The sequence below is a fragment of the Salinivibrio sp. ML290 genome (assembly GCF_001995695.1).
Classification (GTDB): domain Bacteria; phylum Pseudomonadota; class Gammaproteobacteria; order Enterobacterales; family Vibrionaceae; genus Salinivibrio; species Salinivibrio siamensis.
This window is the reverse complement of the sequence record NZ_MUEY01000007.1, coordinates 273,816-291,663: the sequence shown is the minus strand read 5'-3', so window position 1 is coordinate 291,663 and position 17,848 is coordinate 273,816. Positions and strand designations below refer to the sequence as shown.

13 protein-coding genes are annotated in these 17,848 nt (G+C 47.7%); 6 read left to right on the top strand and 7 right to left on the bottom strand.

What is annotated here, in order from left to right; translation table 11 throughout:
* The first annotated feature begins 32 nt into the window (after positions 1-32).
* Positions 33-1,952, top strand: a complete 1,920-nt coding sequence (locus BZG23_RS08830; RefSeq protein WP_077606711.1) for a putative bifunctional diguanylate cyclase/phosphodiesterase — start codon at positions 33-35, stop codon at positions 1,950-1,952.
* Here BZG23_RS08830 and BZG23_RS08825 read toward each other — a convergent pair.
* From BZG23_RS08825 to BZG23_RS08815, 3 genes are all read right to left on the bottom strand, one after another.
* Entirely contained in the window at positions 1,949-3,307 is a 1,359-nt protein-coding gene (locus BZG23_RS08825) for a hypothetical protein (RefSeq protein WP_046075657.1), read from the bottom strand. The two genes, BZG23_RS08830 and BZG23_RS08825, sit on opposite strands and share 4 nt — an antisense overlap.
* A 328-nt stretch (positions 3,308-3,635) precedes the next feature.
* The gene (locus BZG23_RS08820) at positions 3,636-4,127 is read right to left on the bottom strand and encodes a SixA phosphatase family protein (protein WP_077606710.1); all 492 of its coding nucleotides are present in this window, start codon (positions 4,125-4,127) and stop codon (positions 3,636-3,638) included.
* 73 nt (positions 4,128-4,200) lie between these two features.
* Positions 4,201-5,145, bottom strand: coding sequence for a chemotaxis protein CheV (locus BZG23_RS08815; RefSeq protein WP_046075655.1), 945 nt, complete (start codon positions 5,143-5,145; stop codon positions 4,201-4,203).
* Positions 5,146-5,573: 428 nt separating this feature from the next.
* Here BZG23_RS08815 and BZG23_RS08810 point away from each other — a divergent pair, with 428 nt between their 5' ends.
* The 5 genes from BZG23_RS08810 to BZG23_RS08790 all read left to right on the top strand — a co-directional run bounded on the left by BZG23_RS08810 (position 5,574) and on the right by BZG23_RS08790 (position 12,394).
* Positions 5,574-6,503 (top strand): chemotaxis protein CheV, encoded by a 930-nt coding sequence (locus BZG23_RS08810; protein WP_046075654.1) that lies wholly within the window; start codon positions 5,574-5,576, stop codon positions 6,501-6,503.
* Positions 6,504-6,779: 276 nt separating this feature from the next.
* Positions 6,780-7,085, top strand: a complete 306-nt coding sequence (locus BZG23_RS08805; protein WP_046075653.1) for a DUF496 family protein — start codon at positions 6,780-6,782, stop codon at positions 7,083-7,085.
* 391 nt (positions 7,086-7,476) lie between these two features.
* Positions 7,477-9,660, top strand: coding sequence for a TonB-dependent receptor (locus BZG23_RS08800; RefSeq protein ID WP_077606709.1), 2,184 nt, complete (start codon positions 7,477-7,479; stop codon positions 9,658-9,660).
* 277 nt (positions 9,661-9,937) lie between these two features.
* The gene (locus tag BZG23_RS08795; protein WP_077606708.1) at positions 9,938-10,756 is read left to right on the top strand and encodes a phosphate/phosphite/phosphonate ABC transporter substrate-binding protein; all 819 of its coding nucleotides are present in this window, start codon (positions 9,938-9,940) and stop codon (positions 10,754-10,756) included.
* Between the two features lie 3 nt (positions 10,757-10,759).
* On the top strand, positions 10,760-12,394 hold the full coding sequence (locus BZG23_RS08790; protein ID WP_077606707.1) for a HAMP domain-containing sensor histidine kinase: 1,635 nt from the start codon (positions 10,760-10,762) through the stop codon (positions 12,392-12,394).
* A 9-nt stretch (positions 12,395-12,403) separates the two neighbouring features.
* On the opposite strand, the gene BZG23_RS08785 is transcribed toward BZG23_RS08790, so the two are convergent.
* The 4 genes from BZG23_RS08785 to BZG23_RS08770 form a co-directional block, all read right to left on the bottom strand.
* Positions 12,404-14,029: an EAL domain-containing response regulator gene (locus tag BZG23_RS08785; RefSeq protein ID WP_077606706.1), complete on the bottom strand. Its 1,626-nt coding sequence runs from the start codon at positions 14,027-14,029 to the stop codon at positions 12,404-12,406.
* Positions 14,026-15,336: an ATP-binding protein gene (locus BZG23_RS08780; RefSeq protein ID WP_077606705.1), complete on the bottom strand. Its 1,311-nt coding sequence runs from the start codon at positions 15,334-15,336 to the stop codon at positions 14,026-14,028. Before BZG23_RS08780 ends, BZG23_RS08785 begins: the two co-directional genes overlap by 4 nt.
* Before the next feature lie 82 nt (positions 15,337-15,418).
* Positions 15,419-16,561: an HDOD domain-containing protein gene (locus tag BZG23_RS08775; protein WP_077606704.1), complete on the bottom strand. Its 1,143-nt coding sequence runs from the start codon at positions 16,559-16,561 to the stop codon at positions 15,419-15,421.
* 275 nt (positions 16,562-16,836) lie between these two features.
* Positions 16,837-17,844, bottom strand: coding sequence for a sphingomyelin phosphodiesterase (locus tag BZG23_RS08770; RefSeq protein WP_077606703.1), 1,008 nt, complete (start codon positions 17,842-17,844; stop codon positions 16,837-16,839).
* Positions 17,845-17,848 lie beyond the last annotated feature (4 nt).

The following is a 17,848-nucleotide window of genomic DNA, read 5'->3' as shown; positions in this document are numbered from 1 at the left end:
GGCAAAACAAAGCAGTAAAGGAATATATTGGTATGGTAAAGCGCCCTCTTATCGGTTTCATCATTTTTGCATTTACCACGTTAGCCTTCGCGGCCTCAGCGCTTTACCAGTTTCATAATGCCTACGCACGACAGGCACTGCATACCCAATTGTCAGCATGGGCTTTAGCACAAATGGAGCTCGAAACCTTAGAGTTTCGTAATGAGCTCGCCTTGTACCTCGCCACGGCCTCAGACAAACAGTCCCTTGTCCTGTCTTATGACATCCTATGGAGTCGTTATGACACGTTTTTAAGCAGCCAAGAGGCTGCGCCCATGCGTCGTACGTTTGATGCCCAACCCGTGGTACAACGTGCTTTTCGTTTAATTCAGCAACATGAGCAAGCGGTATTGAACGGTGACCGGCAGCGACTTTCTGGCCTTCTTCATGAAATGGATATTGTGCTTCCTCAGGTACGAAATCTGATGGTCAATAATTTTACCGGGCCGGCAGCTATCGAACAGCGTGAATTTTTACAAGACCAAATAAAAACCATGTACGCGGCCATCATTATACTGATGTCGTTATTGATTTTTTTCGCCTTTCGCCTCTATCGCAATAGTAGCAAACAGCAAAAAATGGCATGGCACGATAGTCTCACTGGCCTACCCAATCGCAATTACCTTTTGGAGTATCTCTACAAAGCAGCACATAAAAAACAAATACATACCTTATTGCTGATCGATGTTCGTCGTTTTAAAGACATCAATGACCTGATGGGATACGAACAAGGCGATGTCGCGCTAACACAGTTAGCCAATGAATTAAAAAGCATGTGTTTGCCTTACGGTTATCCTTGCGCGCGGATCAGTAGTAATGAGTTTGCGGTTCTCGCATACACCGACAATCGTCAGCTGAGCTTCTTTACTCAGCCTTTGTGCAACGCGCTGCGAAGCGCGATCGACAGTGTCTACCCAGGTCATCGATTAGCGGTGGCTATTGGCGTCGCAAAGAGCCTCGATTTGGATGACAATGTCATTAGAAATCATCGTCAGTTTGCCAATCAACTGTTAAACAACGCGGACCTTGCACTGATGAAAGCCAAACGAGCGCCTGTGACGCAAGACAGTGTTGATATATTTAAAGCGGAGTACGAACAAGAAGCGAAGCAACGTCGTCAATTACGCGATGAGCTCAAGGCTCACCTTGACGACCCTTACCAAGAGACACTCTATGTATTGTTTCAACCCATGGTGGCAACGACGTCAAGACGCCTTGGCTGTGAGTGTCTGATTCGCTGGGACCATGCTGAGTTTGGTCCCATTGATCCAGAGCTCATCGTCAATGTCGCCGAAGAGTCAGGCCTGGGTCGGAGATTAGGCGCCTGGCTTTTGCGTCAAGTTTATCTGGCATTAAATACCGAATGGCAAACCATTAATGACCGCATTGATATTGCGATTAACCTGTCTGACTCGTTTTTCAACGAGTCCTTGATTGCCGATGTGATCACTGTATTTGCCGATCACCCAGAACAACGTAAACAACTGATTTTTGAGGTCACAGAGACAATGACCATCGACGATATTGGTCGCTTCAATCTGCTGATGAATCAACTGCGCGACGTCGGTATTCGGATAGCGCTGGATGATTTCGGCACGGGTTGGTCATCCATGTCGGTACTCAGCCACCTTAGTTTTGATAAAGTCAAAATTGATCGCTCATTTGTCACCGGCATGGCCAATACACCGCGCCAGCATATGTTAGTCGATACCATTTGTCATATGGCCCATCAGCTCGATATTCGTGTGGTCGCCGAAGGCGTCGAAACACAAGAACAACTCACCAGCCTAAAACAGATGGGCGTTGACGAATTCCAAGGCTACTTCTTCGCCAAACCGCTATCCGCACTGGACTTTTATGCTTTCTGCATCGATCACTTAAATCATAAAGACAAGTTATTGATGAATGATTAATCAAACACTTCTTCTATATCGACCACTTTTGAGCGGTTAACCGTAATTTTCCAACGCTGATACACCGTCGGCTGCCCTTTTAACCGCTGACAACTAATAAGGTTGAATTGATGCCGCTTTTCAACCGAATCTTTGAGTACTTGGCCTTCATTAAGCCGATATAAGCGCTGACTACCACGGTCCATAAGGCGAGAAAAAGAGCGGAAATCAAATTTCCACACGTCACGAGTGGTGTCATAACCCGACAAAAAACGGGTTGTCTCTAACTGTGTTTTCACTTTAAGACGCACTACCGCCTCTTCCCGTTGACGCAGTTTGCCACGACGCAATTTCTTCACTTCATCGGGTAGGGCAGCAAAATCCATATAATCTAGCCACTCTAACTGCCGACCTATTTGTCGATTGGATGTGGGGTCAATAAAACGTTTTCGCCACTTGGGACGTCCTTTACGAATCCAGCGCCACAACGCGTCACGTAAATCATCTTTAAAGATCTCTCGCAATGCATACACACCCGCCATGGCCAACACGAACGATAGGGTGATTTCGCCTAAATATTGACGTGCACGGACAATAACAGTGGTGACAAACAACATCACAAACGCCGTCGCGGACGCTTTAGCCAGTTTGTTAAGGTTTTTACCTAGCGCCTGCGGCACTTGGCGAATCGTCACGGGAAACTCAATCAAGCGGCGCGCCAAGCGCATCTTATTGACCATACGAGTGGGATCGCGCCGTGCTTTATCCGAGTTATAACGGTTAACGAGGCGGTGTGCCTCTTCAGCTTGGCACAATTCAATCAATTGCTGGCGTACCCCCTTGTAGACGTTTCCACGCGGCATATGGGCCAATAACGACAGAAAACGTTGCTCCGTCAACCAAGATAAATAGTTGTCTATATTATGGTAATACTTGAGTAGCTTGGTATTTTGCGGTTTGTAGCGCCGGAGTCGCCGTAAAATCTCCACAGCCATCTCTATCGTATCTTCTAACTGCTCTAACGCTTGTTCATCCTCTAGCCCAGAAACGGATTCAAAAAAATCGTGCGTCGCTTTTTCGAGCGATAAGGCATACTGATACGCATAGAGACTCAAGCTCACTCGATATTGTTCGGTTGGCAGTTTGTCACGACTGGCTAGGCGAGCATGTACCAAGGGCAGATGATAACGAGACGTAAAATACGTTCGACTATTGGCGAGGACACGGTAGTAAAACTCATCTTCAGAAAGCACATGCTTACCAAACTTAAGCTCACCAGGGACGAAGAGATAAAACTCGACCTCTTGGGCACTGACTTCCTCGTTGAGCACAGCCACCCTGACTGATAAGCCCTCATGTTTGTCTACTGTGATCACGACTGCTCTCCTGTGAACGCCAATAAATTTGCTACCAAGCCGATCCCCCATAATACGCGTACGACCAAGGTGTTACGAGTATCGCACATTTACCGCAACACAAGTGAAAAACCGCCATATCGCGTCAATCAAACTGGTCGTTTTTTGCTCAATCGATCGTCTTGGGGTTGCTCTCCACGACTCACGCGTACTGCCGCCATTGCCTACAAAGAAATTAACGGGGTTATCCACAGGTACAGTAGATAACTTTACAATCCAAGCGCTAAATATAGTTCAGAGCGCACCATATCTAGTATGCATATGACAGCATCCTGTTCCATAGACGACGCTAGCCTCGAAGTCGCTTAGGCCAGTCGAGAAAGCAAAGCTGTGCATGCGTATTCGCAACCTCTGTCCAGTGCTCGACGGGATACTGCACCACCGCCACACCTGAGGTCGGCAAGTTATCCTTGGTCATTCCCACTCCATGTAAGTAATTGTTTAGTGAAGGGTTGTGGCCAATAATCATCGCCACATCTTGCTCTAACTCGAGTGCTTGGATGGTATGAATGATTGCCGATGCATGCTCACTGTATAACGTTTCCTCTAAAACAATGGGCGGCTTATCGGTCAGCGTTTGTGCCACCAGCACTGCCGTATCTTTCGCGCGTTGCGCTGTGCTGGTCACAATCGTTTGTGGCTGGTGCAACCAAGCATTCAAGCGCTCCGCCATTTGCGGCGCTTGCCGAAATCCTCTCGGATTGAGCGGACGTTCGTGATCATCGAGGCTCGGATCATCCCAACTCGATTTTGCGTGGCGCATCAAAAATACCGTTTTCATCGTCACCCCCTCAATGTTCAATAAAAAAAGCGAGCCACGGCTCGCTTTTTGTTTTCACCGGTGCCTAGGCGGTTTAACTCGCCACGACTTGGCGCAAACGCTCCTGCACCACATTGACCAAAAGGTCGGGCTGGAATTTAGAGATAAACTGATTACAGCCCACTTTTTCAACCATTGCCTCATTGAAGCTACCGCTTAGTGAGGTGTTCAGTGCAATGTACAAATCACTCATCCGACTATCAGAGCGCACTTCGTGCGTCAGTTTATAACCGTCCATTTCCGGCATTTCCGCATCAGTGATCATAAGCAAAATTTCGTCACTCACGTTTTTGCCTTCATCGCACCAACTCTTGAGCAAATTCAGTGCTTCAGCACCATTTTTCTTGATGATGCACTCAACGCCAAACTGCGACAAGGTTTCACTAACCTGCGCGCGCGCCGTGGATGAATCATCGACAACCAGTACTCGCTGCCCCGTCATATAAGGGGTCAGTTGCGGGTCGAGGACATCTTCAGAAACGCCAACTTCATACGCAACGATCTCAGCCAGCACTTTTTCCACATCCACAATTTCCACTAAACGCGTTTGACCATCAAAGTCTTGGCGAGTAATGGCCGTTAAGTAATTATTGCGTCCAGAGCTGGAAGGCGGCTCCATGATCTCATCCCAGCCCATGTTTTTGATATTGATCACCTGCCCAACGAGGAACGCTTGGATGGTGCGGTTATATTCAGTCACGATAACGTTACATTCATCCGACATGCCTATCGAGCCCATGCCGATAGACTGACGTAGGTCAATCACTGGAATAGATTTGCCGCGAATCATGGCAACGCCACGGATGTTCGGATGGGAGCCAGGCATTTGGTTGAGCTTTGGCACTTTGATGACTTCACGTACTTTAAACACGTTGATGGCAAAAGGTTGGGTAGAGCCAAGATAAAACATTAAAAGCTCGAGGCGGTTTTCACCCACCAATCGTGTCCGCGAATCTACCGAATCTAAAATATTGGTCATAGTCTACTCAACCGTCGTGTTACTGCTCATTCGCATTTATCCGGACACGTAAATCCTTGCTAACGTGCCTCAATGTTGGGGGCTTTTGTGTCGCGTTGCACTGAGACTTTCAAGTACCGAGACAAAAAGCGTGTTCTTTCTTATTTTAGGTAAGATACAGCCACAGGCAACCTCTTTGCAGAAGGTGACGCCTAAATGACTGGCTCACTTAGCCTATATCTTTCGCTATCTTAGCAAAAACCGTGGCCTAAAAGCGTGGTATACACCACGTTTAAATGAGACTATCAATAAGTTTCAAATGTGAGACAATGGCAGGCAAAAGTTTTATCTTTTCACCCGTTAGCCCTATCCTTGGGGTAAGAATAGGTGTTTAGAGACAACACTGTTACCCTAATCAGAAGACTGACGATAACACGCAGAGTGATGCTATGAAGAGCAAAGCGAATCAAGCACAAGGCATGTTGATGTTCCGCCTCACCGCCACCCAATCTTTCGCGATTGGCACGTTGAAGGTACGAGAAATCATTCCTTTTCAGCCGCTCACGGATTTGCCGGGATCTCACCCAACGGTGATCGGAACCACTAGCTTCCGTGGCATCGCGACCCCTGTCATTGATATGGCAAAAGCGATTGGCTACAAACCGGTGGCCAAGTCAGAATGGGAGTCTTGCTACATTATCGTGACCGATTGTCAGCGCCGGGTGATGGGTTTTTTGGTCCGTGGAATCGACAAGATCAGCGAGTGCGATTGGCGTTCTATTTCAGAGCCACCGGAAACCTTAGGAACACGCGCGTTTCTTACCGGCGTGATGAACATCGACGACAAGTTGGTGCAACTGCTTGATGTTGAATACATTATGGAGCACATTTTCCCCTCTGATCCAGACAAGCTGCACCCCATCTTAGCCGACGTCGATCGTGAGAAACTCAAACCCATGAATATCCTCTTGGTCGATGACTCATTGACGGCGAGGCGGCAATTATCAGAGGCGCTTGATAGTATAAATATCCCCTACTTTGTCACCAACAACGGCCTAGAAGCGCTGCAAATGATGAAAAATGCCGCCTCAGCCGGCAAGCCATTTGATATTATTGTCAGCGATATCGAAATGCCTGGGATTGATGGCTATGAGCTAGCCTTTGAAATCCGCAGCGACGATAAACTGGCGGAAGCTTACTTGATATTGCACACCTCGCTATCAAGTGACATCAGTGTCGACCGTGCCAAACAAGTCGGGGCGCACGAAGCACTGACGAAATTCGATGCCACTGAGCTAGTGCAAGCCATGTTGCGCGGCGCGATGATGAAAACATCCGGTTCATCGGTCAAGCTCGAGGGCAGCCCAACCGACTACTGAGCGTGATTACCACGTTATCGGTGAGCCTTGATATGTGTCATGATACTGTCAATGCTCACCTGTTATCGTTGCCACCATCAATCAGCGAAGAAGGTAGGGTGACGGTTTAGCCAGCTAATGAGGTTGTTGATAAACTGGCCTCACAATGTCTTTTCTTCACCCGCCTGTTTCATTCAAGTGTTTAAAAACTCCTCACTTCAAGCGCGAAAAGACTGGGTTTGCGGCAGCGCTTGTGGTTTAATTTTTTCATACTTCAAAAGATAGAAGGCGACTACTATGACCAGCGTATACGAGATCGTTAAGCACTCACGACAAAAGAACAAACTGAAGCGCGAAATCCAGGACAACGACAAGAAAATCCGCGACAACCAAAAGCGGGTGGTGCTGTTAGAAAACTTGCTCGACTACATCCAGCCAGAGATGTCCTATGAAGAGATCGTGGAGATCATCAAAAACATGAAAGGCGATTACGAAGATCGCGTTGATGACCACATCATCAAAAATGCGGAAATTTCTAAGCAGCGCCGTGAAATCAGCCGCACTATCAAAGAACTAACTAAACAAAGCAAGGGCGGCAAATAAGCCCACATTAAGGAATGTCTCGTCCTAAAATAGGTTGACAGTTCTTAGGCCAGCTCCAGTAGCTGGCTTTTTTGATGGATTTCTTCATAGCTTCCAGATGTTACCCCTCTTCAGTCATTCCCTACCGCGTTAGCTTGTGCCAAACGATTTGTCGACGTACGGATATCACTAGACACAGGCTTATTTAGTCACTGCGTTTTTATACTCTTTTTTCAAGAGGCTAGATTAAATGCATCAATCCAACTATCTATGTATTGACAATCAGGTTACATATCAATAATCATAATGATATCCATTATCATTTGATACTGGAAAAAGGTAGTGACGTAGACGTATCTGCAGGGAGGCAGCCTCACTATGCCCTGCAGGGTTGTAACGTATAAGGATAATTATGAACACCAAAAAAGCAGTCAGCTTTTCGCTCTCACCGCTGGCGTTAGTGATCAGTGCCCATCTCGCCCACGCCGCCCCTTCTGCGGCCAATACCGAAACCATCATTGTCACCGGCAGTAAAATTCAAACCACGATCGCCGATTCAGCCAGCACCAACTGGGTGATCACCAATGAAGAATTAACCCGTGAAATTCAAGGCGGTGAGTCATTAAAAGGGGCACTAGGAAAGCTGATCCCAAGCTTTGACTTTGGCAGCACCAACGCACGTACCAACGCCTCACAGAATTTACGTGGCCGCAGCGCGCAAATCATGATTGATGGCGTGGCATTGAATGCCGCTCGCACCATTAGCCGCCAACTGGATAGTATCGACCCCTTTAATGTCGCCCGTGTTGAGGTACTGTCAGGCGCGACCTCCATTTATGGCGCGGGCGCAACCGGCGGTATTATCAATATCATCACCAAACGCGGTGAAGCAGGCGATGCGCAACTCGAGGTGCAGACTGGCGTCACCACTGGGTTTAACAACAGCGAAGACCTGACCAAGCAAGCCGCGGTCGCGGTCTCCGGCGGTAGTGACACCTTGCAAGGGCGCTTATCCGTGGCGTATGAAGGCAAAGGCGCGGCCTACGACAGCAATGGCGATCCTATCTTGCCCGATGTGACCCAAACCGATACCCAATTCAATGACAGCATTGATGTCATGGGCAGCCTCGATTACCGCCCAGATGACGAACAGCACCTTTCCCTGACTGCACAATACTATGACAGCCAGCAAGATACGGATTATGGGATTGATTATGGGCCTATGTTTGCGGGTCTTAAAGATGATTCGCTGATTAAACGCGCCGATGGACTGGAATTGGATGAGCAACCCTTCACTGAACGCATGATGCTCAACGCTCAATACAGTAATGCTAACGTCTTTAACCATTCCTTACTGGCCCAAGCTTATTATCGCAAAGAAACATTTGGGTTCTTTCCGTTCCCCGTTAGTGCACTACAAATGCAATATCTTGGGGCTTCAGAGCAAAGCAACCAAGTTATCGGCGCAAAAGTTTTACTTGAGAAAAGTCTTGACAACATAACGATTAACTATGGAATAGATTTTAGCCAAGAGAAGTTCGATGCATTCCAGCGCCTCTATGATCAAGGCACAAGCCTAACCAGCAATGGACTAGAATTTAAGCACCTTGGTGATGTAGGCCGTTATCCAGATTTTACGACTCAAAACGTAGGCGTATTTTCTCAGCTGGATTGGGCTATCAACGACAACCTTAATGCTTTTGCCGGATTGCGCTATCAGTACACTCAGTATGAAGGCGATAACTTTATCGGTTTTGCAGAGCAAGCCAAAATACTCGTTGGAAAATTAAACAGCGCGGATACCATCCCCGGTGGTACGACGGATAAAGATATTTGGCTCGCAAATGCGGGGCTAAAGTACGACCTGACCGACAACCAACAAGTTTGGGCCAACTTTAGCCAGGGCTTTAATATGCCAGACCCGGGCAAATTCTACGGTAAAGGACAGTATTCAGGCGGCAACCTCACCAATAGCGTGAATGTTCAAAACACGGAACTGGATGGCGTAAAAACCAATTCCTTTGAGCTAGGCTGGCGAACTCAGCAGCAAGACTATAATGCACAAATTGCGGCTTACTACTCTGTGTCGGATAAGTCGTACAAATACAACAGCAACTTGGATGTTACGTTAGATAGTGACAAACAGCGTATTTATGGCCTCGAAGGACAAATCAAATACTACCTCACTGACACTTGGTATAGCCGTGCGCACGGCCACTTAGTGCAAAGCGAAATAAAAAATAATGGCCATTGGGATGAGCTAAGTATCTACAATGCGAGCCCTTCTACCGCGATGGCAGCAGTAGGCTACGATAACTTCGATTGGGGAACAGAGCTTAACTTACAGCATGTCGGTGATTTATCTGACCAAGATAATGATCGTATCGAAGGCTACGAGCTAGTTGGGCTAAACGGTTACTACACCTTGCCGGTGGGTCAGCTTAATTTTGGCGTCCAAAACCTGTTGGATAAAGACTATCAAACCATTTGGAGCCAAAAGGCACAAAAAGTATACAGTGCTTATGGGCTTAGCAACCTGTTCAATTACGCCGGTGAGGGGCGCACCTTTAGTTTAAGCTATAGCGCCACGTTTTAATTATGTTCCTTTTCGCGCCCAGTCCTCGCTGGGCGCCTGGACGTTGCAGCTTCCCGGTTTTCCAACCAATACCCTCACCCACTGACACCCCGTCGTCTGTCATTAAGGACGAACAGCTCGCGTGGGTATCACTGCCGTTTCGTCCCAAATAAGAAAAGCGCGTGGTGTGATTACAATGTGATTTCATTGGCTTAATCACGCCTCATTGCGTGGCAAGGGATGAAGTCAGTAACTACACTGTCTGGTAGTTCATCAATCACATTGCGAGAAAGAATGAATGAAAGTCATTTTGCTGTCTTTTTTACTCAGCATTACCCTCGTTAGCCACGCTCACGCAAGAGACATTACCTTTGGTATCGTGCCACAGCAATCTGCAATTACATTGGCTAACAACTGGGGTCCAATTTTAAAGTACGTCTCTCAACAATCGGGGTACAACCTTGTCTTTCGTACTGCCAAAGACATTCCCGAATTCGAAGGACGTGTGCTCACCGGTGAATATGATGTCGCTTACATGAATCCTTACCACTATACGGTTTTCCATCAAAAACCTGGCTACCAAGCATTTGCGAAGCAAAAAGATAAGCGGATTCACGGTATTTTAGTCGTCAAAAAAGACGCGTCCATTTCCTCACTTGAAGCGCTCGATGGCAAGCGCTTAGCGTTTCCTTCTCCGGCCGCGTTTGCCGCCAGTGTGGTGCCTCGTGCCGCGCTGAAAAATCAAGGCATAAACATTACACCGCAATATGTCTCGTCTCATGACTCCGTTTATTTAAACGTTGCGCGAGATTTCTTTATTGCCGGTGGTGGCATTGAACGGACGTTTAATAATACCGATCCCGAGGTTAGCAAACAGTTACGAGTATTATGGAAAACCCCTGGCTACACACCTCATGCGTTCGCATTTCATCCCGACCTTGACCCTCAAGTCGCCAATGCGATTAAAGCGGCCTTTCTCTCCCTCAATAACAGTAAAAAGGGCCAAACGCTGCTGGGAAATATCAGTTTTAAAGGGATAGAGCCAGCGCAGAACGAGGATTGGGACGATGTAAGAGCGTTAAACATTACGCTGTTGCAACACTTATTGAGTGACTAGCCCATGTCCTTACGATTAAAGACCATCTTAGGTGTCGCCCTGATTGAGGCGATCCTGTTGGCGATTCTGCTGACATTGACTCTCAACTATTTAGAAACCACCAACTACCAAGGGCTCAACCAACGTGCCAGTTCAACAACCCAGTTATTCGCTTCCACGGTAAAAAATGCGGTGTTATCGTTCGATCTCGCCACTGTTGACTCCTTTACTCAAGAGCTACTCCATAACAGCGATATTATGTATGTCGCGGTTGTAGGCGATAACGGAAGCGTCCTATCATCAGCCGGGGACCTTCCTGATTCTTTCAATACAGACATTCTTGAGATGAATGCACAGTCCGTCACGGATGGACTGTATGATGTACGCGCGACCATTTCCGAGTCGAACATTGAGTTTGGATCGGTCTGGATTGGCTTTGACCTAACAGGCCTATTGAGCCAGATACAAGATGCCAAAAACTGGAGCATGCTCATTGTGCTGGGCGAGATGCTGTTAGTGGCCTTATTCTCTTATCTATTGGGGAGCTATCTCACCCAGCGCTTATCAGAGCTTAAAAACGCCGCCGATACTATCGCCAGTGGCAAAAGAAACGTTCACATTTCAACCCACGGCAAAGATGAACTGGCCAGTGTGGCTACCGCGTTTACCAATATGATTCAAGCATTGCGTGATTCCGAAAACAAAACCGAGACCTACCAAAAGCGGTTAGAGGAAGCGAATCAATCGCTGGAAACCAAGGTGGCGCGACGTACCGCTGACCTAGTGCAATCGAATGAACAGCTACGCGAGATAAATCATCAACTCAAGCAAACGCAGGAGAAGCTGGTCGAAAGCGAAAAAATGGCCTCGATTGGGACCATGGCGGCAGGAGTTGCTCATGAGATCAATAACCCCATCGGCGTGGTGAAAAGTAACCTTCAAATGTGTCAAGAGTATCTCGAGACCTATCAAAAGTGGACAGATATTGCCGAGCGAGTTGTTCACCAATCAGAGCCCATTGAGACCCTCACTCGCTGGAAACAACGTCACTTCGTGGATGACATCTACGATGATTTCAGTGATAGCCTTGCCGATGCTAACGACTGTGTGCAACGCGTGATCAATATTGTTTCCGCCTTACAGCAGTACTCCAGTTATAATCAACAAACACGCCAACACTTTCAAAGCGTTGAAATCTTTGCGGTGATTGATGAGGCGCTGAATACCCTGTCTCCACCCAAGAATATCAACATATCTATTGCTGCCAGTATCTATCAACTTCCTCCAGTGATGGGCCGCCATGACGAACTGGTCATGCTGTTCAAAGAAGTGCTCAAAAATGCACTTCAAGCTTGTGAACGCGGTCATGCAACGATGACACATCATATTGACGTAGCCGGTATGGAGAATGACGATTTGTGCACCATCACGGTGAAAGACTCAGGACCAGGGCTACCTCAAGATGACAGCCACCGTGTTTACGATCCCTTCTTCACCACCTTACCCGTTGGACAAGGTATGGGGCTCGGGTTGACCTATGCCTATGATATTGTTCGCCATCATCAAGGGACGATACAGCTTACTTCAACCACGGACGGCACCACAGCGACCATCGCACTCGTGCGTCAGGTCACTCATGCAGCGGCGAATAATGCTTAATCACTGCCGCTATGCTTGAGAGGGTATGTTGTTGTGTTTAAAAGTCGCTAAAAACTCCAGGAGATGATCACGGCTAAGCGGCGCACCAATGCCATAGCCCTGTACTCGCGTGCATCCTTTTTCTCTCAAAAAGTCAATTTGGTTTTGATTTTCGACCCACTCAGCGACCACCTCTACATTCATTAACGCCGCACTCTGGCTAATCGATGACAAGATCACTTCGTCCATTTCACTCTGGCCGATATTACGAACAAAGCGACCATCAATTTTTATCACGTCAAAAGGTAAATCACACATGGATTCAAAGCCAGCAAAGCCGGTACCAAAATCATCTAACGCACAGGAAATACCGAGTGATTTCAAACAATCCATTTGTTGGTGGGCATGCGTAAAGTTATGGATCCTGTCGGTTTCGACCAGTTCAACCTCCAGTTGCGGGACATCATCTGGATAGTCAGGCAAAAGGCGCTGAATCACGCCTACCACAAATCCCGTCTCCAACTGCCGAGCGGTCACATTGACACTGATTGTCTTGAGAATATCTGCCTGGCGTAATAAACGAATCGCTTCCAGCGCTTGTTCAAACATCGCGGTGGTTAACACGTCTTCGAGCTGGTATTGACTTAGCAAAGGCAAAAACGCCGCTGGACTTTGATAACCACCCGATTCGAGTCGACGTCTCACCAGTGCTTCAAAGCCATCAATTTCGTCAGTCACAATATTCAATTGTGGTTGAAAAAATGCCTCGAAGTGTTTGGCTTCAATATCGCGAATCAAAGTACGCAACGTTGCGTCGTCTTGATGCCCATCAGGACAAGGAAGCCAATAGTGCGCATCATAAAGCGGTATTTTTTTCGCTTTACGCGCCTGAATCGTCTCGAAGGATATCTCCTGCCAAGAGCGAAGCGCGCTGACCATCAATCGTGTAGGTAGTGCTTTCTCCTCACTGGCACGGTTCAAGCTCTCAATCAACGTATTTAACAAACAATGACCTGTCGAGGAGTACGCCAACAACCCCACAAACTTATCTGCGATGCGGTACCAGTGAAATTCCGTTATTTGATGAAGATGTTCACTGACATGCTGTAACTGATGATTCCCCGCCATCACCGACTGGGTTTCATTAATCGTGCTGGTTCCTTGACTATCAATAATCACCACCAACCACGGCGTTTTGACATCCACCGCCATAGCTTGAATGCGCTGATTAAGGGCGTCTTGCGAAAGGCATCTCGTCAGCGTGTCGTGCGGCAAAGACGCTTGTTTATTGCTCAAGATCGTTTTAACCGTATCGCACAGCACCTCGCGATCCCAAGGTTTGCTAACGTATTGGCTCAATGCGCCGGCATTGATGGCCCGGGAAACACCCGGCAAATCGGCTTGTCCGGATAACATGATGGTGGCAATATCAGGATAACGTTGATGAATGTTAATCAGTAATTCCGCACCGTCCATTTGCGGCATCCGGTAATCGGAAATCACGAGGCCAATGTGATGTTCAGATAAAATAGCAAGCGCCTGCTGCCCCGACTCTGCGGTATGAATATGCGCCACAAAACGACGCAGTTCTCGCTTTAGCGCACGTAGGATATGCGGCTCATCATCAACCAATAGAATTTCCGTGTACGCCATCATGGGCTGGGCCCTCCTTTCATCACCTCATGGACTGGCGAAGAAATACCCTCAGCCTGATTTCCCGAGCAAGGCAACACAATCGTAAACGTCGTCCCTTTTCCTTGCTCACTGGTTACTGTGATTTGGCCACCGTGAGCGACAACAATATCGCGCGAGACGGACAAGCCAAGCCCCGTCCCCTGCCCGACCGGTTTGGTGGTATAAAATGGCTCGAAAATCGTCGCCAGCGCCTCTTCTGGGATCCCTTGGCCGTTATCTTTGATTTCAATAATCAGATGCTCTTCATCGAGGGGGGCGACAGAAATCTTTATGTTTCCCTCGCCCTCAATCGCGTGTGCCGCATTAATGAGTAGATTGAGAAAAACTTGATTCAACTGCATGGGCTGACAAAGGATATCAGGTGTCTGAGGCGAGTAGTTTCTCTCTATTTCAATCGCATACTTAATCTCGTTATGGATGATTTTCAGTGTCGAGTCGATACCGCGGCGAATATCAGTGGCCGCCCATTCACCATTGTCAACGTGTGAAAATTCTTTGAGATCTTTGACAATCGTCATCACTCGCGTGATCCCTTCTAACGACTCTTCAATCAGATCGCTGGCATCTTCGAGTAAATAACTCAATTGAATATCGTCTTTTAGCACCTGTCGGTCTGCCAGTAAGGCCCTATTGTCGGTGCTCTCTATCTTTTCGTCCAAACAACGGACATAGGCGGTAAATTTATCTAGATAGTCGTATAGCGTGCGAATGTTGGAGGAGATAAAAGCGATAGGGTTATTAATTTCATGGGCAATTCCCGCCGATATTTGCCCAATCGACGCCATTTTCTCTGACTGAAGCAGTTGACTCTGTAACTGCTTGAGTTCTGAAACGACCTCTTGATACGCCTCAGTGCTTCGTTTGAGTCGCTCAGTATCTGGGATAGAGGGAAGAGCCTCTCGCGTAGGGGCCGCCAACGCTGTCGGGCGATAAAAACAAATGGCGACCTGTGTGACCTCGCCATGCACTGACAGAATGGGAAGAAACTCGACGTCTTGCCATATGTATGCCGCATCAACATCCCCGCATATATCTATAATGACAGCGCCGGATGACTGTAATGGCGCTTGCGTCGAGAAAACCGTGTCGATGTTTTGTTGTAAAAATTGATGATGAGCAGGAAGACGCGCTAACAGCGCGTCTCCAACGAGGGCGTCGTTTGCTGCGTTGAGGCTGCGAAGAAAGCAGGTATTGGCGTCAACGATACGATAGTCACGATCGATAAGACATACCGCGATAGAGAGCCCATTTAAAATCGCGGGTGACATCTTGTTATCCTCCACGTTCCCCTTCCATGTTTATGCCACATGCACAGCAAACCACAGCGTCATAGATTGTTATCCGGCACATTCAAATCGTCTCCTTATACGACTGAGTAAAAAAAGCGCCGATATTGGCCGACCAAGACTGTAAAAGCTTGGCTTTATCAATATCGTTCGCATTAATCCACTGCCGGCAGTAATGCAATAGCGCGCCATCCTTGGTTCGCTCACTTTCAGGGGATAACGGAATGGCGCCGCTTGCCAACACAATCTCTGCAAGCTCAAAATCATAGCCCCACAAAATAATGATATAACTCGAGACGACAAGCGCAGTATCAAAACGGGCAGGTAAATCGCAAATGGGATTGTTGCTACTTTCACGACAGCCAAGCTCTCGCGCCATCAGTTCCCCTAACGAAGACAACACTGATGCGAGATACAAACGCTCAGCATGCGCTTTGTCATACCCAAGGAATAGTCCCAGCGACTTACTCACATTAGCCAGTTCAATATGTTCATCCACCACGGCATAGTGCTCTTTGGTGGACAAGTGCTTAAAGGCATTATGTCCCACCATAGTGGCAGCAATTGACTCGACCGAGTGAATGCCCAGTCGATTAATCGCTGTTTCTATTGACCAAGTCCGGTTTCGAAAGCCCAAATAAGCAGAATTAGCAAGCTGTAAAAGTCGGGCAACTAGGGGAGGCTCTTCGCTGACCACTCGTGCAATTTGTTCCATGTCTGAATGGGGATCATTAATCGTGGCACGTAAACGGCGCACGCAGTCAGGCAAGACGGGAAAATCCTCAATACCAACTAACCGGTTACGCGTTTCAGCATCAATCGGCAACTTATAGAGGCGCTCAACACTATTAAGCACATTATCAAAGTCATCTTCAGAGAAGGGTTTGGGTAGGACGAAGTGCACACTAGGCGTCGCGAGTTCGGTAATTTTTTGGCGCGTATCCCCTGTTATCAGGGCACGTATCGTACCAGGAAAGCGCGCTCGAACCTGCTCTAATAACGCATCCCCCTTTAGCTTGGGCATCAGTAGATCACTGATCACCAGAGAAGGGGACTGATCATCTAACAGGCCTTTCTCCCAATGGGTAGGATTCTTAATCAAGCTGATAGCCCAACTCGGTTTCAAGCGGCGAATCACCCGACCAATCGCCTTTAATGTGAGCGCGTCATCGTCAACGTAGATGACATGGAAACGCGGCCTACTCATGCTTCCCTCGTATTCTCATCGTTGTCCTCAAACGACCTAGCGCTATCGTTAGGCAGTAAGTGAGAGAGTAATCAACGCTGCGGCTTATCTCAGTGGAACCTTATCCAAGGTGAGGTACCCAGCAATCCTTTCAGTAAGCGTAGTCCAAAATCCCAGACTGTCTTGGCATACGCGAAGAAATTAGCGGTGTCTGGATAACGTTAATAGGGGGAGGGAGGGAAAACGGGCTCAACATGGTTGAGCCCTGTACCAATGCACTCTATCAAGCGCTGAAATTACTCAAATTCAAACTGTACCATGACCGGATAGTGGTCAGAGAGTTCATGGTAGTAACCATCATGATAGGTTTGTCCAGCCGCTTGCGGCCACTCGCCTTCAAGGTAGTCCCAATACCAATCATCGTTGGCGGTTAATTGCACCACCTTCATCTCAGGTTGATTGGCAGGCACTGCATGGTCACGGCTCCACAAAATATAATCTAGCGTCGTGTTGTAGTTAAGGTCATATTCAAAGTGATACGCGTTCGCTTTCGTGAACCAATTATGCTTGGCGGAAAAAGACGTTACTTCAGGCTCGGTGAACCGCAATGCGCCATTTAATGCCACTTTCATGTCGTTGATTTCATCTTGGCGACTCCACTCTACGTTCATGTCACCACCAATAATCACAGGCTCGTCAGCGGGAATCGCCGCCTTGTCGATGAAGTCTTTGATTTCGCTAAGCTGACCAAGGCGCACTTGGTGCTCCTCATCAGACATACCATCGTGCGTTGCCTGTAAATGGGTGCCAATTAAGTGAAAGGCTTCACCTTCTTTATCGATCTCGACGTATGCAAAGCCTTTGTTGGCTTGATAGTCCCAGCTACCTTTCAAGCTTTGATGATAAACGTGCGCCTTTTGAGTCAAAATGGGGTATTTAGAAAGGATAGTCACGCCGCCACGCACGACAAATAAAGAATTGGAACAATCTCCAGTCAGCGCATCCCAACCTTCCCCACTGCAGTCTTGACCGACATTGGGTGTTTGATAGGGGTATAAGCTTGCCAGCTGATTCATCGCTTGCTCGGCTTCCGCGTTAAAGGCCTCACTGATCAAAATCACATCAGGCTGCGTGTCCATATCGGCAATCGCTTGCGGCAGACGGGCGGCACGCTCAGCTTGATCCCAGTCTTGTAGGTTACTTAGTTGCATAATGTTATACGCCATGACGTTAAGCTGACCCGCATGCGCACTGAGACTAAGCAGCAACGCAGCTGCCGTTGAGAGCAGTTTATTGATTTTCATGTTT

Coding starts and splice junctions, on each gene's coding strand:
- BZG23_RS08785 (WP_077606706.1), bottom strand. CDS start 14,029: ATGATGGCGTACACGGAAATTCTATTGGTTGATGATGAGCCGCATATC.
- BZG23_RS08770 (WP_077606703.1), bottom strand. CDS start 17,844: ATGAAAATCAATAAACTGCTCTCAACGGCAGCTGCGTTGCTGCTTAGT.
- BZG23_RS08830 (WP_077606711.1), top strand. CDS start 33: ATGGTAAAGCGCCCTCTTATCGGTTTCATCATTTTTGCATTTACCACG.
- BZG23_RS08800 (WP_077606709.1), top strand. CDS start 7,477: ATGAACACCAAAAAAGCAGTCAGCTTTTCGCTCTCACCGCTGGCGTTA.
- BZG23_RS08780 (WP_077606705.1), bottom strand. CDS start 15,336: ATGTCACCCGCGATTTTAAATGGGCTCTCTATCGCGGTATGTCTTATC.
- BZG23_RS08815 (WP_046075655.1), bottom strand. CDS start 5,145: ATGACCAATATTTTAGATTCGGTAGATTCGCGGACACGATTGGTGGGT.
- BZG23_RS08790 (WP_077606707.1), top strand. CDS start 10,760: ATGTCCTTACGATTAAAGACCATCTTAGGTGTCGCCCTGATTGAGGCG.
- BZG23_RS08810 (WP_046075654.1), top strand. CDS start 5,574: ATGAAGAGCAAAGCGAATCAAGCACAAGGCATGTTGATGTTCCGCCTC.
- BZG23_RS08820 (WP_077606710.1), bottom strand. CDS start 4,127: ATGAAAACGGTATTTTTGATGCGCCACGCAAAATCGAGTTGGGATGAT.
- BZG23_RS08805 (WP_046075653.1), top strand. CDS start 6,780: ATGACCAGCGTATACGAGATCGTTAAGCACTCACGACAAAAGAACAAA.
- BZG23_RS08775 (WP_077606704.1), bottom strand. CDS start 16,561: ATGAGTAGGCCGCGTTTCCATGTCATCTACGTTGACGATGACGCGCTC.
- BZG23_RS08795 (WP_077606708.1), top strand. CDS start 9,938: ATGAAAGTCATTTTGCTGTCTTTTTTACTCAGCATTACCCTCGTTAGC.